At 70.4% G+C, this 14,082-nt stretch carries 16 protein-coding genes; 5 read left to right on the forward strand and 11 right to left on the reverse strand.

Features of this window, described 5'->3' with window-relative positions; translation table 11 throughout:
• Positions 1-3: 3 nt before the first annotated feature.
• Together LG391_RS07440 and LG391_RS07445 are read left to right on the forward strand one after the other, a co-directional pair.
• Positions 4-933, forward strand: a complete 930-nt coding sequence (locus LG391_RS07440) for a histone deacetylase family protein (protein ID WP_225767337.1) — start codon at positions 4-6, stop codon at positions 931-933.
• A gap of 115 nt (positions 934-1,048) precedes the next feature.
• The gene (locus LG391_RS07445; protein ID WP_225767338.1) at positions 1,049-1,480 is read left to right on the forward strand and encodes an acyl-CoA thioesterase; all 432 of its coding nucleotides are present in this window, start codon (positions 1,049-1,051) and stop codon (positions 1,478-1,480) included.
• Positions 1,481-1,483: 3 nt separating this feature from the next.
• Here LG391_RS07445 and LG391_RS07450 read toward each other — a convergent pair whose 3' ends face one another.
• Entirely contained in the window at positions 1,484-2,068 is a 585-nt protein-coding gene (locus LG391_RS07450; protein WP_225767339.1) for a helix-turn-helix domain-containing protein, read from the reverse strand.
• A 139-nt stretch (positions 2,069-2,207) separates the two neighbouring features.
• Here LG391_RS07450 and LG391_RS07455 point away from each other — a divergent pair, with 139 nt between their 5' ends.
• Together LG391_RS07455 and LG391_RS07460 are read left to right on the forward strand one after the other, a co-directional pair.
• Positions 2,208-2,774 (forward strand): alcohol dehydrogenase catalytic domain-containing protein, encoded by a 567-nt coding sequence (locus tag LG391_RS07455; protein WP_225767340.1) that lies wholly within the window; start codon positions 2,208-2,210, stop codon positions 2,772-2,774.
• Positions 2,681-3,181 carry a zinc-binding dehydrogenase gene (locus tag LG391_RS07460; RefSeq protein WP_255646457.1) on the forward strand — a complete coding sequence of 167 codons (501 nt, stop codon included), beginning with the start codon at positions 2,681-2,683 and terminating at the stop codon, positions 3,179-3,181. Before LG391_RS07455 ends, LG391_RS07460 begins: the two co-directional genes overlap by 94 nt.
• Before the next feature lie 3 nt (positions 3,182-3,184).
• Here LG391_RS07460 and LG391_RS07465 read toward each other — a convergent pair whose 3' ends face one another.
• Both LG391_RS07465 and rpsU read right to left on the reverse strand, forming a co-directional pair.
• Positions 3,185-3,469 (reverse strand): hypothetical protein, encoded by a 285-nt coding sequence (locus tag LG391_RS07465; protein ID WP_225767342.1) that lies wholly within the window; start codon positions 3,467-3,469, stop codon positions 3,185-3,187.
• 176 nt (positions 3,470-3,645) lie between these two features.
• A complete protein-coding gene (rpsU, locus tag LG391_RS07470; protein WP_225767343.1) occupies positions 3,646-3,849 on the reverse strand; it encodes a 30S ribosomal protein S21 in 204 nt (67 codons plus the stop codon).
• Positions 3,850-4,375: 526 nt separating this feature from the next.
• Between rpsU and LG391_RS07475 the strand changes: the two genes are divergently transcribed.
• Positions 4,376-5,191, forward strand: a complete 816-nt coding sequence (locus LG391_RS07475; RefSeq protein WP_225767344.1) for a DUF1194 domain-containing protein — start codon at positions 4,376-4,378, stop codon at positions 5,189-5,191.
• 6 nt (positions 5,192-5,197) lie between these two features.
• Here the strand turns inward: LG391_RS07475 and LG391_RS07480 are convergent, their stop codons facing one another.
• The 8 genes from LG391_RS07480 to LG391_RS07515 form a co-directional block, all read right to left on the reverse strand.
• Positions 5,198-5,908, reverse strand: a complete 711-nt coding sequence (locus tag LG391_RS07480) for a response regulator (RefSeq protein ID WP_225767345.1) — start codon at positions 5,906-5,908, stop codon at positions 5,198-5,200.
• Between the two features lie 154 nt (positions 5,909-6,062).
• Positions 6,063-8,771, reverse strand: coding sequence for a sensor histidine kinase KdpD (locus tag LG391_RS07485; RefSeq protein WP_225767346.1), 2,709 nt, complete (start codon positions 8,769-8,771; stop codon positions 6,063-6,065).
• 13 nt (positions 8,772-8,784) lie between these two features.
• Positions 8,785-9,390, reverse strand: a complete 606-nt coding sequence (gene kdpC, locus LG391_RS07490; protein WP_225767347.1) for a potassium-transporting ATPase subunit KdpC — start codon at positions 9,388-9,390, stop codon at positions 8,785-8,787.
• A 7-nt stretch (positions 9,391-9,397) separates the two neighbouring features.
• A complete protein-coding gene (gene kdpB, locus LG391_RS07495) occupies positions 9,398-11,413 on the reverse strand; it encodes a potassium-transporting ATPase subunit KdpB (RefSeq protein WP_255646491.1) in 2,016 nt (671 codons plus the stop codon).
• Positions 11,414-11,473: 60 nt separating this feature from the next.
• Positions 11,474-13,183 carry a potassium-transporting ATPase subunit KdpA gene (kdpA, locus tag LG391_RS07500; protein ID WP_225767349.1) on the reverse strand — a complete coding sequence of 570 codons (1,710 nt, stop codon included), beginning with the start codon at positions 13,181-13,183 and terminating at the stop codon, positions 11,474-11,476.
• Positions 13,184-13,190: 7 nt separating this feature from the next.
• A complete protein-coding gene (gene kdpF / locus LG391_RS07505; protein WP_225767350.1) occupies positions 13,191-13,280 on the reverse strand; it encodes a K(+)-transporting ATPase subunit F in 90 nt (29 codons plus the stop codon).
• Between the two features lie 7 nt (positions 13,281-13,287).
• Entirely contained in the window at positions 13,288-13,509 is a 222-nt protein-coding gene (locus LG391_RS07510) for a hypothetical protein (RefSeq protein ID WP_225767351.1), read from the reverse strand.
• 108 nt (positions 13,510-13,617) lie between these two features.
• Positions 13,618-14,007: a DUF4440 domain-containing protein gene (locus tag LG391_RS07515; protein WP_225767352.1), complete on the reverse strand. Its 390-nt coding sequence runs from the start codon at positions 14,005-14,007 to the stop codon at positions 13,618-13,620.
• Positions 14,008-14,082: the final 75 nt, after the last annotated feature.

Genomic DNA, 14,082 nt, shown 5'->3' on the forward strand with positions numbered 1-14,082 from the left:
GGCATGGACACACTGCTCTTCACCCATCCGGCCTGCATCGGCCACGACACTGGCCCCGGCCATCCCGAGCGGCCGGACCGGCTGCGGGCGGTGCTGACGGCGCTGGAGGATGAAAGCTTCGCCCTGCTGCAGCGGCGCGAGGCGCCGGAGGCGACGATCGAGCAGATCGCCCGCGCCCATCCCGAGGGCTTCATCCGCCGCCTGCTGGCCGCGGTGCCGGAGAGCGGGCTGCAGCCGGTCGACGCCGACACCGTGCTGTCGCCGGGGTCCGGCGCCGCCGCGCTGCGGGCGGCCGGGGCCGGCTGCGCCGCGGTCGACGCGGTTCTGGCGGGCGAGGCGCGCAACGCCTTCTGCGCCGTGCGGCCGCCCGGCCACCATGCCGAGACGGCCCGGGCTATGGGCTTCTGCCTGTTCAACAGCGTCGCCATTGCCGCCATGCACGCCCGGCTGGCGCATGGGCTGGGGCGGATTGCGGTGGTCGATTTCGACGTCCATCACGGCAACGGCACGCAGGACATCTTCTGGTCCGAGCCCGACCTGCTCTACGCCTCGACCCACCAGTCGCCGCTGTATCCCGGCACCGGGTCGGAGGACGAGACCGGCGTCGCCGGCAACATCGTCAACGCGCCGCTGCCGCCGATGTCGGGCGGGGTCGAGTTCCGGCGGGCGATGGAGCGGATCGTGCTGCCGGCGGTCGACGGCTTCGCGCCGGAGCTGCTGCTGATCTCGGCCGGCTTCGACGCCCATGCCCGCGACCCCCTGGCCCATCTCGAGTTGCATGAAGGCGATTTCGCCTGGGCGACGCTGGAGCTGATGCGCCTGGCCGACCGGCATTGCGGCGGCCGCGTCGTCTCCACCCTCGAGGGCGGCTACGACCTGCGCGCGCTGGCCCTCTCCACCGCTGCCCATGTGCAGACGCTGATGACCGGCTGACATAGCCGTCTATTGCAATGCGACATTCACGCCCCATCTAACCGGACGCGTGTTATGCTGCACTGCAACATGACCTGAGCGACCGGAAGGAAACGCCGCATCAACCGCGAGGTCCATGATGTGGCCCTACACCATGCCTGAAGCCGACTATCTGACCGTCCCCCCGGCGCCGGACGAGACCGGGCCGCGCGGGGAACTTGCCGCCCGTACCCTGGCGATGCCGGCGCATGCCAACCCGTCCGGCGACATCTTCGGCGGCTGGATCATGTCGATGATGGACGAAGCCGGGGCGATGACGGCGATGAAGCACGCCCGGTCCCGGGTGGTCACCGTCGCCGCTACCAACATGGCCTTCATCCATCCGGTCAAGGTCGGCGACGTCGTCTGCTGCTACACCGAGGTGGTGCGGATCGGCCGCAGCTCGATCACCCTGAACATCGAGGTCTGGGTGCTGCGCTCCGGCCTGGGCGAGCGGATGAAGGTGACCTCCGCCGAATTCACCTTCGTCGCCCTCGACGAGGCCGGCAAGCCGCGCCCGATCCGCTGATCCCTATCGCGCCGGCGCCGTGACCCATAGCGCCCGCGCCTCGCCCTCTCCCGTGGCGATCGCCGCATGGCCGATCCGGGCGTCGAAATACACCGCGTCGCCGGGGCCGAGCTCGACCGGGCCGTCGCGCTCGCTGAACAGCGTCACCTGGCCGGCCAGCACATAGAGGAAATCGTCGCTGTCGTGCCGCTCCCAGTCCTCGAACGCATCCAGGGACCGGGCGCGGACGGTGACCTCGGAGGCCAGGAACGGCGCGTTGCTCAGTTCGCCGCCGAACGGGCGCAGGCGGTAGTTCGGCATCTCTGTGGCCGCGCCCTCCCCCGCCCGCACCACGATGCGGCGCCCCCGCAGGGGCGAATCGGCCGGGCCGAACAGCGCCGCCAGCTCGATCCCGAAACCCCGCGCCAGCTTCTGCATCGCCTGGAAGGTCGGGGACATCTCGCCGCGCTCGAGCTTCGACAGCGCCGAGCGCGACAGGCCGGTGCGGCCGGCCGCCTCCTCCAGCGTCCAGCCCCTCGCAGCCCGCAGCCGGCGGACGGTTTCCGCCAGGTCGATCTCCGGCGCCTGGTCCACATCCTCCGGCGGCATGGGATTCGGTCCCGTTGTTGCAGCCATCCGCTTGTCCAGCGGCGGGTATCGGCCGTCAAGCCGATTTCCACTATGATGGAATTTCCACTATAGTGGACAACGATGAGGCCGGCGTGACCGGTGGCTGTGGAGAGAGATCATGGAAGCGCTCGTGTTCGACCGGTTCGGCGGCCCCGAGGTGCTGGACTACCGGAGCCTGCCCGACCCGCCGGTGCCGCCGGGCCATGTCCAGCTGGCGCTGCGGGCGGCGGGGCTGAACTTCGCCGACCTGCACCGCCGCCGCGGAGCTTACCGCCTGGCCGGCAGCGCGCCGCACATCGCCGGCTACGAGGGCGCGGGCGAGGTGGTGGCGCTGGGCGACGGGGTCGAGGGCATCCGCCTCGGCGACCGCATCGGCTTCGCCGACGTGCCCTTCGCCAACGCCACCCGCGTGACCGTGCCGGTGGACCGCGCGATCCCGCTGCCGGACGACGTCGGCTTCCGCGAGGCCGCGGCGATCCTGCTGCAGGGGCTGACAGCGCAGTACCTGGTGGCGGACAGCGCCCCGGTCCGCGCCGGCGCCAGGGTGCTGGTCCATGCCGCCGCGGGCGGGTCGGGCAGTTGCTGGTGCAGATGGCCAGGCGGCGCGGCGCCACCGTCATCGCCCTCGCCTCGACGCCGCAGAAGGCGGCGTTCGCCGTGGCGCGGGGCGCGGATCACGGCCTGACCTATGAGGGGGATTGGGTTTCGGCGGTGCGGCAGCTCAGCGGCGGCGGGGTCGACATCGCCTATGATTCCGTCGGCACGACGCTGGCGGACAGCCTGGCCGCCCTTCGGCCGCGCGGCACGGTGGTCGCCTACGGCACTGCGGGCGGCGACCCGCCGGCGATCGATCCGCGGCCGCTGATGGAGCAGTCGAAGGCGGTGGTCGGCGGCGACCTGTGGGACCATCTCGACAGCCGCGACGGCCGGCTGGCCCGCGCCGGGGCGCTGTTCGCCGCGCTGCGGGCGGGCGAGATCGCCCTGCCGGAGATCGAGCTGTTCCCGCTGTCGCGCGGCGCCGACGCGCATCGCCGGCTGGAAAGCCGCGGCGTCACCGGCAAGATCGTGCTGGTCCCGGACGGGGCGGGCTGAGCCTCAATCCAGCGCCGCCGCGATCTCGGCCCATTCCTGCTCGAGGCTGGCCTCGGACATCGGCTTGCCGGCGCGGCGATACCAATAGCCGGCATTGCCGAGATCGCCTTCCTTGCGGTGCAGATAGGCATGGGCCCAGGCCGCGTCGGCGCCGTCCTCGGAATCGACGCAGCCATGCGCCCGGTCCCAGTCGCCCTTGGCGTCCCACCAGAGGGCGGCGAGCGGCGGCGACAGGGTCGCCGGCGGCCGGTCCTGGTCCAGGGTGCGTCTGAGGGCGGAGACATCCATCGGTCGTCCTCCCGGATGGCAAGAGGGGCACGGCGCCCCGGTGGCGCGATCTCCGCACAGTCCGCCCTGCAACACAAGCCGGCCGGCAGCCGGAATCAAAAACGAGGGGCGAAGGCCCCTCGTCTCGTCATCCATCGGACCGATCGGATCCGGGGCTGAAGCCCCGGCGTGCCGGATCAGTAGCCCTGGATCTGCATCCGCTTGCGCAGCGCCTTGCGCTGGCGGCGGACGGCTTCGGCTTCCTCGCGGATGCGGCGCTCGGACGGCTTTTCGTAGTTCCGACGCTGCTTCATCTCGCGAAAGATGCCTTCGCGCTGCATACGCTTCTTGAGGACGCGCAGCGCCTGGTCGATGTTGTTGTCGCGGACGAGCACCTGCATCGGGCAAAGGCCTTTCACTGAAAGATCGGGCGGGGTTACGCCTTTCAACCGAGAATGTCGAGTACGATTCGACGAATCTCGGCGCGGGACAGCTCTGCCTTGTGCGCCGGCTGCCTCAGCGGGGTGGTTGCCAGCCGCGGCGTCGGGCGACGCGGGCGGCGGGGCATGGTCTTGATCTGTACGCTTTTCATGTCTGTTCTTTACGGTTCGGGCCCTTGGGGCCTCGTTGCACTCAATATCGCTCAAGCCGCGAGGCCCGGGCCATCGGCCCGCCTGTCTCGGCGCAAAGCACGATCGACAGGCGGAATGCCTGCCTTATCGTTCGGATCATGGTTGGGAGAGGGATCCGGGGCCGTTCCTCGGAACGGCGGCGCGGATCGTGTCGAAACCGATCTCGGACCTCCATATGGGGCAATCGCGCCCGGTTTGCAAGCCACCGATGAAAAACAGCCGACCGGCGGAGGTGACAGCGGCCCGTTTCGTTCCCACATCGAAATCATCTCGGCGGCTGACACTGGGGGGCGAAATGCGCTTCGGCATCGTCGGATTCGGCCTGGTCTTCACCCTGCTCCTGCCGACGGCGCCCGCCGCGGCCCAGGACCAGCCGGTCGACCTCGAGCTGGTGCTCGCGGTCGATGTCTCGCGCTCGATGGACGACGACGAGCAGGCGCTGCAGCGCGACGGCTATGTCAGCGCCCTCACCCATCCCGAGGTGATCGACGCCATCACCTCCGGCGTCCACGGCCGCATCGCCATCACCTATGTCGAATGGGCCGGCGCCGGTTCCCAGGCCGTGATCCTGCCCTGGCGGCTGATCGACGGCGCCGCGGCGGCCCGCACGGCGGCGGCCGACCTGTCCGAGAGCTTCGGCACGGTGATGCGGCGCGGCACCTCGATCTCCGGCGCGCTCTTGTTCACCGTCGGGCTGTTCGACAACAATGGCTTCGAGGGCCTCCGCCGCACCATCGACATCTCCGGCGACGGGCCGAACAACGCCGGGTGGCCGGTGGCCGGCCCGCGCGAGATGGCGCTGGCGAAGGGCATCACCATCAACGGCCTGCCGATCATCCTGAAGCGCGGCGGCTTCGGCGGCCTGCCGGAGCCCGAGATGCTCGACGCCTATTACCGCGACTGCGTGATCGGCGGCCCCGGCGCCTTCACCGTGCCGGTGCGCAGCACGGCCCAGTTCGCCGAGGCGATCCGGCGCAAGCTGGTGCTGGAGATCGCCGGCAACGCTCCGGGGGCGATCCCCGTCGCCTTCGTCCCGGCCCAGTCCGGCGACACCGACTGCATGATCGGCGAGAAGACCCGGCCGCGCTGGCTAGACCAGGACCAGCGGTAGACGGACCTATCCCTCCACCACCAGCCGGTAGCCGACCCCGGCCTCGGTCGCGATCAGCCGCGGCCGGGCCGGGTCGTCGCCCAGCTTCTGGCGCAGCTGGCCGACATAGACGCGCAGATACTGCATCGCGTCGATATGGGCCGGGCCCCAGACCTCGCGCAGGATCTTCTGGTGCGTCACCACCCGGCCGTGATGGGCGGCCAAGAGGCGCAGGATCTCGAACTCCTTCTTCGACAGGCGGATCTCCCGCCCCTCGAAGCGCACCCGGCGGTGCGGCACGTCGACGGTCAGCGGCCCGGCCTCGATCACCGCCTCCGCCGCCGCGTCCTCCTGGCCGCCGCGGCGCAGGGCGGCGCGCAGCCGGGCGGTCAGCTCGGCGATGCCGAAGGGCTTGGTGACGTAGTCGTTGGCGCCGCGGTCCAGCGCCTCCACCTTCTCCGCCTCGCCGGCGCGGACCGACAGCACGATCACCGGCACCGCCGACAGCTCGCGGATCCGGCTCAGCACCTGCTGGCCGTCGATGTCGGGCAGCCCGAGGTCGAGGATCACCAGGTCGGGCCGGTCCTGCACCACCCGCTCCAGCCCCTCGGCACCGTTCGCCGCCTCGATCGGGGCGTAGCCGTCGGCAGCCAGGCTGATCTTGAGGAAGCGGCGGATCTGCGGCTCGTCGTCGATGATCAGGATGCGCGGTGCGGGACGGGTGTCGGGCGTCGTCATGCTGGCGGTCCGAGATTTAAAGCCGTCATGGCGAGCCCCGCAGGGGCGTGGCCATCCCAGGGGCCGGTGCGAGCCGCCCTGGATGGCCACGTCGCTTCGCTCCTCGCCATGACGGAGAAGAAGGGATGGAGGGGGACAATCCCGAGCGGTCGCATCACACCCCCATCGAGGTGCCGGGCAGGGCCGGCGCCGCCAGGTCCGGCGGGAAGGTGACGGTGAAGACGGCGCCACGCCGGTCGCCGCGGTTGCCGGCCGTGATCCGCCCGCCCATGGTCTCGACGAAGCCGCGGCAGATGGCCAGGCCCAACCCGGTCCCCGCCTGGGCGCTGTCGCCCTGCTGGATGCGGTGGAACTTGTCGAAGATCGCCTCCAGCTTGTCCTCCGGGATGCCGTCGCCCTCGTCCAGCACCCGGATCGCCAGCCCCTTCTCGTCCCGCGCCGAGACGGTGACGGTGGTGCCGGCGGGGGCGTATTTGGCGGCGTTGTCGATCAGGTTGACCAGCACCTGCTCCAGGAGGATCGGGTCCAGCAGGTACAGCGGCAGGCCGGGCGCGACGTCGAGCACCAGCCGGTGCCGGGCGACCAGGGCGCGGCTGCGCTCCGCCGCCGCGCCGACCACGTCGGCCACCTCGGTCGCCTCCAGCTTCGGCTGCAGCACGCCGGATTCGAGCCGGGTCATGTCCAAGAGGTTGCCGACGAAGCGGTTCAGCCGCTCGGCCTCGTCCTCCACCGTCTCCATCAGCTCGGTCCGGGCCGCCGGATCCAGCGTCGCGTCGTAGCGGCGCAGGCTGGAGATGCCGCCGATAATCGAGGCCAGCGGCGTGCGCAGGTCGTGGCTGATCGAGGTCAGGAGGGCGGCGCGCAGCCGCTCCGTCTCCGCCACCACCCGGACCTCGTCGACATCCTTGGCCAGGCGCACCCGCTCGATCGCCACCGCCGCCTGGTCCATCAGCGAATCCAGGAGGCGCTGGTCGTCGGGGCTGAGCAGCGGCCCCGGCTGGTCGCGGTCGATGCCGATCACGCCGATCTGGGCCGAGGCGGTGCGCCAGGGCAGGAACAGCCATTTGCCGCCGGGCAGCGTGTCCGCCCCTCGCCCCGCCGGCCGGTCGTTGGCCCAGCTCCACTGCGCCGCCGCCCGCTCGGGCTCGTCGATCCGGTCCTCCGGCGGATAGCCCGCCACCACCTGCAGCGAGCCGTCCTGCGGCATCAGGATCACCACGCGCAGCTTCAGCATCGCCGCGATCTGGTAGGCGGCGGCCCAGAGCAGGTCGTCGGCCGAGGCGATCGCCGCCAGCTTGCGGCTGAACCCGTAGAGCTCCGCCGTCGCCCGGGCCCGCGCGGCGGCCGCCCGGGCCTGCAGCCGCGCCCGGCTCTGCAGGTTCGAGGTGACGACCGCGACGACCAGGAAGAACACCAGCGTGGTGACGTTCGACGGATCGGCGATGACCAGGCTGTACAGCGGCGCCAGGAAGAAGAAGTTGACCGCCAGCACGCTCAGCAGCGAGGCGAAGATCGACGGCCCCAGCCCGTAGCGCGCGGCGCAGAACAGCACCGGGATCAGGAACACCAGCGCGATGCTGTTGGTGGTGGCGACGAAGGCGACCAGATGGGCGGCCGCGGTGGTGGCCGCGACGCCGACCGCGGCGACCAGATAGGGCCGCAGGTCCAGGCCGGCATCGGCCGGGCGGGTCTGGATCCGCTCCTCGCCGGGCTGGACCTCCTCCCCCGCCATGACATGGACCGAGATCGATCCCGCCTTGCGCACCAGCTCGTGCACCACCGAGCCGTGCAGCATCTCGAACCAGCGCGGCCGGTCGGACTTGCCGATGACGATCTGGGTGATGTTGTTGCGCCGCGCATAGGTCAGGAGCTCGGCGACGATGTCGTTGGCCGGGATCGTCACGGTCTCGCCGCCCAGCTTCTCCGCCAGCAGCAGGGCGCGGGCGATCCGGTCGCGCTCGGCCTCGCCGAGACGATGGTGGCGCGATCCTTCGATGTAGACGGCGACCCACCGCGCCCCCAGCCGGTCGGCCACGCGCCGGGCGTAGCGCACCAGCGCCTCGCTGTTCGGCGCCTCGCTGACGCAGACCATGATGCGGTCGCCGGCGGCCCAGGGGCCGGTGATGGCATGGGCCCGCATATAGCCCAGCATCTGGTCGTCGACCCGCTGGGCGGTGCGGCGCAGCGCCAGCTCGCGCAGCGCCGTCAGGTTGCCGGGCTTGAAGAAATGGTCCACCGCCCGCCGGGCCTGGTCTCGGATATAGACCTTGCCCTCGGCCAGCCGCTTCTGCAGGTCCTCCGGCGTCAGGTCGATCAGCTCGATCTCGTCGGCGCCGTCAATCCAGGAATCGGGCACCGTCTCGCGCACCCGGATGCGGGTGATCTGGGCGACGACGTCGTTCAGGCTCTCGACATGCTGGATGTTCAGCGTGGTCCAGACGTCGATGCCGGCGGCCAGGATCTCCTCGACATCCTGGTAGCGCTTGTCGTGCCGGCTGCCGGGGGCGTTGGTGTGCGCCAGCTCGTCCACCAGCACCAGGGCCGGCTTGCGCGCCAGGATGGCGTCGAGGTCCATCTCCTCCAGCATCCGGCCGCGATGCTCGGCCCGGCGGCGGGGGATGATCTCGAAGCCGGCGACGAGTGCCTGGGTCTCGGCCCTGCCATGGGTCTCGACCACGCCGATGACGACGTCCAGCCCGTCGCGCCGCCGCGCGGCGCCCTGGGACAGCATCTCGTAGGTCTTGCCGACGCCGGGCGCCGCCCCGAGGAAGATCTTGAGGCGGCCGCGGGTCTTCGCGACCGCCTCGAGCAGAGCTTCCGGCGAGGGACGATGATCGTCGTCGGACCGATCGGTCAGTGACATCGGGCCAGAATGACTAAGGCGTCTTCAGCCCGTCCAGCGCCATGTTGAGCTGCAGGACGTTGACCCGCGGCTCGCCGATCAGCCCCAGCAGCCGGCCGCTGGTCGCGGCCTGCACCGCCTGGCGCACTTGGTCGGGCGGCAGGCCGCGGGCGGCGGCGACGCGGGCGACCTGCAGCTCGGCATTGGCCGGGCTGATGTCCGGGTCGAGGCCGGAGGCCGAGCTGGTGACCATGTCGGCCGGCGGGTTGCGGATGCCCTGCGCCGCCAGCGCGTCGACATCGCCCTTCACCCGGTCGGCCAGGGCCTGGCTGGTGGGGCCGAGGTTGGAGCCGGCCGAGTTGGCGGCGTTGTAGGGCTGCGCGACCGACTTGGTCGGGTCGTTCGGGTCGGTGCCCGAGGTCGCCGAGATGCGGCCGTGGAAGTACTTCTCGCTGGTGAAGTCCTGGCCGATCAGGGCGGCGCCGATGACGGTGCCGTCGGCGCGCTTCACCAGGCTGCCATTGGCCTGGCCGGGGAACAGCCCCTGGGCGACGCCGGTCATGGCGAAGGGGTAGGCGATGCCGGTGAGGATCGTCAGCAGGACGACCATCACCAAGGCGGGTCGGATCTGGTTCAGCATGGTGGCCTCACGCCAGGCCTAGGGCGGTGACGATCAGGTCGATCGCCTTGATCCCGACGAACGGGATGACGAGGCCGCCCAGGCCGTAGATCAGAAGGTTGCGCCGCAGCAGCGCGGCCGCGCTCAGCGCCCGGTAGCGGACGCCGCGCAGCGCCAGCGGGATCAGGGCGATGATGATCAGCGCGTTGAAGATGATCGCCGACAGGATCGCGCTCTGCGGCGAGTGCAGATCCATGACGTTGAGCACCCCGAGCTGCGGGTAGAAGGCCAGGAACATCGCCGGGATGATGGCGAAGTACTTGGCCACGTCGTTGGCGATCGAGAAGGTGGTCAGGGCGCCGCGGGTGATCAGCAGCTGCTTGCCGATGCCCACCACCTCGATCAGCTTGGTCGGGTCGCTGTCCAGGTCGACCATGTTGCCGGCCTCGCGCGCCGCCACCGTGCCGGTCTGCATCGCCACGCCGACATCGGCCTGGGCGAGGGCCGGGGCGTCGTTGGTGCCGTCGCCGCACATGGCGACGAGGCGCCCCTTGCCCTGCTCCTCGCGGATCAGCGCCAGCTTGGCCTCCGGCGTCGCCTGGGCCAGGAAGTCGTCGACCCCGGCCTCGGCCGCGATCGCCGCGGCGGTCAGCGGGTTGTCGCCAGTGATCATGACGGTGCGGATGCCCATCCGCCGCAGCTCGGCGAAGCGCTCGCGGATGCCGCCCTTGACCACGTCCTTCAGGTGGATGACGCCGAGCGGCCGGCCGTCCTTCGCCACCGCCAGCGGCGTGCCGCCGGCCTTGGCGATGCGCTCGGTGATCTGCTCCAGCTCCTTCGGCATGGCCAGGCGCGGGTTGCCGGCCATCTCGCGGACATGGGCGATGACGGCGTCGACCGCGCCCTTGCGGATGACCGAGCCCTCGACGTCCACGCCGCTCATCCGCGTCTGCGCGGTGAAGGGCACGAACTGGGCGTGCATGCGGCCGACCTCGCGGGCCCGCAGCCCGTACTTCTCCTTGGCCAGCACCACGACCGAACGGCCCTCCGGCGTCTCGTCGCTGAGGGAGGAGAGCTGGGCGGCGTCCGCCAGCTCGGCCTCGGTGACGCCGGGCAGCGGCACGAACTCGGTGGCCAGGCGGTTGCCGAGCGTGATGGTGCCGGTCTTGTCGAGCAGCAGCGTGTCGACATCGCCCGCCGCCTCGACCGCGCGGCCGGACATGGCCAGCACGTTGAAGCGCACCAGCCGGTCCATGCCGGCGATGCCGATGGCGGACAGCAGCGCGCCGATCGTGGTCGGGATCAGGGTGACGAACAGCGCCACAAGCACCACCACCGAGATCGACCCGCCGGCATAGGCGGCGAAGCTGGGGATGGTGACCGTGGCGAAGACGAAGATGATCGTCAGGCCGGCCAGCAGGATGTTCAGCGCGATCTCGTTCGGCGTCTTCTGCCGCTGCGCGCCTTCGACCAGCGAGATCATGCGGTCGAGGAAGGTCGACCCCTGGGCCGCGGTGATGCGCACCTTGACCCAGTCCGACAGCACGCGCGTACCGCCGGTGACGGCCGACCGGTCGCCGCCGGACTCCCGGATCACCGGGGCGGACTCGCCCGTGATCGCGCTTTCGTCGACCGAGGCGATGCCCTCGATCACCTCGCCATCCGACGGAATCAGGTCGCCGGCCTCGACCAGCACCAGATCGCCCTGGCGCAGAGAGAGGGCCGGCACCGGCTCGGTGTCGCGGCCGGCGGCGTCGCGCAGCCGCTTGGCCACGGTGTCGGTCCGGGTGCGGCGCAGGCTTTCCGCCTGGGCCTTGCCGCGGCCCTCGGCCACCGCCTCGGCGAAGTTGGCGAACAGCACGGTGAACCAGAGCCAGAGCACGATCTGGATGGTGAAGCCGATGCCGGCCGCGCCGGCGGCGATGTCGCGCAGCAGCAGCACCGTGGTCAGGGCCGCGACGGTCTCGACCACGAACATCACTGGGTTGCGCCACATCACGCGCGGGTCGAGCTTGCGGATCGCGTCGAACGCGGCCGGGCCCATGATCTTGGCGTCGAACAGCGACGCCGGGGTATTTGAGGTCTTCATGACGGACGGATCCGATCAGAACAGGGTGCCGGCGGAGGCGGCCAAGTGGTCCACCACCGGGCCCAGCGCCAGCGCCGGGAAGAAGGTCAGGCCGCCCATGATCAGCACCACGCCGATCAGCAGGGCGACGAAGAGCGGCCCGGTGGTCGGGAAGGTGCCGGAGGACGGGGGCAGGCTGCGCTTGGCGGCGAGCGATCCGGCGACGGCCAGCATCGGCACGATCATCAGGAAGCGGCCGATCAGCATCGCGAAGCCGAGGGTCACGGTGTAGAACAGCGAGGTCGCGGTCAGGCCGCCGAAGGCCGAGCCGTTGTTCGCCGTGCCCGAGGTGTAGGCGTACAGCACCTCGCTGAAGCCGTGCGGCCCCGGGTTGAGGATGCCGGCCAGGCCGGCCTGGGTCGACACCGCCAGCGCGGTGAAGCCGAGCATCGACGCCGGCAGGATCAGGAGGGCCAGCATGGTCATCTTGACCTCCTTGGCCTCGATCTTCTTGCCGACATATTCCGGCGTGCGGCCGACCATCAGCCCGGCGACGAAGATCGCCTCGATCACGAACAGCAGCATGCCGTACAGGCCGGCGCCGACGCCGCCGATGATCACCTCGCCCAGCATCATGTTGACCAGCGGCACCATGCCGCCGAGCGCGGTGAGGCTGTCGTGCTGCGCGATGATCGCGCCGCAGGACGCCGCGGTGGTGACCACGGCGAACAGGGCCGACAGCGCCTCGCCGAAGCGGACCTCCTTGCCCTCCATGTTGCCGAGGGTGGTGTCGACGCCGAGCGAGGCCAGCAGATGGCCGCCGCCGGCTTCCTGCCAGTAGGCGACGAAGACGCCGGCCAGGAACAGCACGCCCATGGCGGCGAAGATCGCCCAGCCCTGCTTCTCGTTGCCGACCATGCGGCCGAAGGTGTTGGTCAGGCCGGCTCCGATCGCGAAGATCAGCAGCATCTGCACCAGGTTCGACAGCGCGGTCGGGTTCTCGTAGGGATGGGCCGAGTTGGCGTTGAAGAAGCCGCCGCCATTGGTGCCCAGCATCTTGATCGCCAGCTGCGAGGCCACCGGCCCCTGGGCGATGGTCTGGTGCGCGCCCTCCAGCGTGGTGGCGTCGACAGTGGTGCCGAGGTTCTGCGGCACGCCCTGCCAGACGAAGAAGATCGTGGCGACGACGCAGATCGGCAGCAGCACGTAGAGCGTGGCCCGGGTCAGGTCGACCCAGAAATTGCCGATGGTCTGGGCCGAGCGGCGGGCGAAGCCGCGCACCAGCGCGATGGCGAGCGCGATGCCGGTCGCGGCCGAGACGAAGTTCTGCACCGTCAGCCCGGCCATCTGCACCAGGTAGCCCATGGTGCTTTCGCCGCCATAGGACTGCCAGTTGGTGTTGGTGACGAAGCTGACCGCGGTGTTGAAGGCGAGGCCCTCCGGCACCGCCGACATCCCGGCCGGGTTCAGCGGCAGCACGTCCTGGAAGCGCTGCAGCGCATAGAGCAGGACGAAGCCGGCCAGGCTGAAGATCAGCATGCCGAAGGCATAGCCGGTCCAGTGCTGCTCGCGGTCCTCGCGCACGCCGGCGGCGGCGTAGAACAGGCGCTCGACCGGGAGGAGGACGGGAGAGAGGAAGGTGCGCTCGCCCGCGAAGACCCGGGCCATGTAGCCGCCGAGCGGGCGCGTGATCAGGATGACGATCGCGCAGAACAGCGCGATCTGGATCCAGCCGTTGAGGGTCATGGCCGTCTCAGAACTTCTCGGGGCGGACGAGGGCGTAGACGAGGTAGCCGAGCAGCAGCGCGGATACGATGCCGCCGAGGATGAGATCGAAGGTCATCATCCCCTCACAGCCGGTCGCAAAGCAGCACATAGCCCAGGCCGACGGCGAAGAACGCCGCGGCCAGGGCGAGCATCAGGACGTCGAGCACGAAGTCTCCTTTCCGCAGCTGGCCTGCGGACTCGTGTGATCGGCGCGGATCACACACCCGGAGCGCATAAAAATTCGATCGGGATTTACGGCCGGCGGGAGCGACCAGAGCCGTCTCCAGGATGCCAAAAACCGTCATTGCGAGGAGGCGGAGCCGACGAAGCAATCCAGGGGCCGGTGCGAGCTGCCCCTGGATTGCTTCGCTGCGCTCGCAATGACGGCGAGTCTGGCGTCGTGAAAAGATCTCTCAGGCGAGGGTGAGGTAGATCTCGGCCTCGATCACCCAATCCGCGCTGATCCTGCGCCATTTGGCGGTGTAGGTGCCGGAGGCGAGCGGCAGGCCGCCGGCGGCGGTGACGCCTTGCCAGCGCCCGTGCTCCAGGGCTATGGGCTCGACCGGCGAGACCAGGATGGTGTCGGGGGTGCGGGTGTAGATCGTGCGCAGGGACGCGGCGAATTCGCGTTCCCATGCCGCGAGTTGGGCCTTGCAGCCGGAGATGACGGCGCTGTCCGTGCCCGTGACCAGAATGGCGTCCTGGGCCAGAATCGGACCGATGGCCTTGAGGTCCGCCTTGGCCAGAGCGCGGTTGAAGGCCTCGCGCCGCTGGCGGATGGCGTGATCGGCGGCATGAGTCATCGTGAGGTGTCCGGCAGGAGGATCGATCGCCTGGATATTGCCGCCGAGCGCAACGGAGGTCGACGCCCCACTTTG

The organism is Inquilinus sp. Marseille-Q2685, assembly GCF_916619195.1.
In the GTDB taxonomy this organism is placed as follows: Bacteria; Pseudomonadota; Alphaproteobacteria; order DSM-16000; family Inquilinaceae; genus Inquilinus.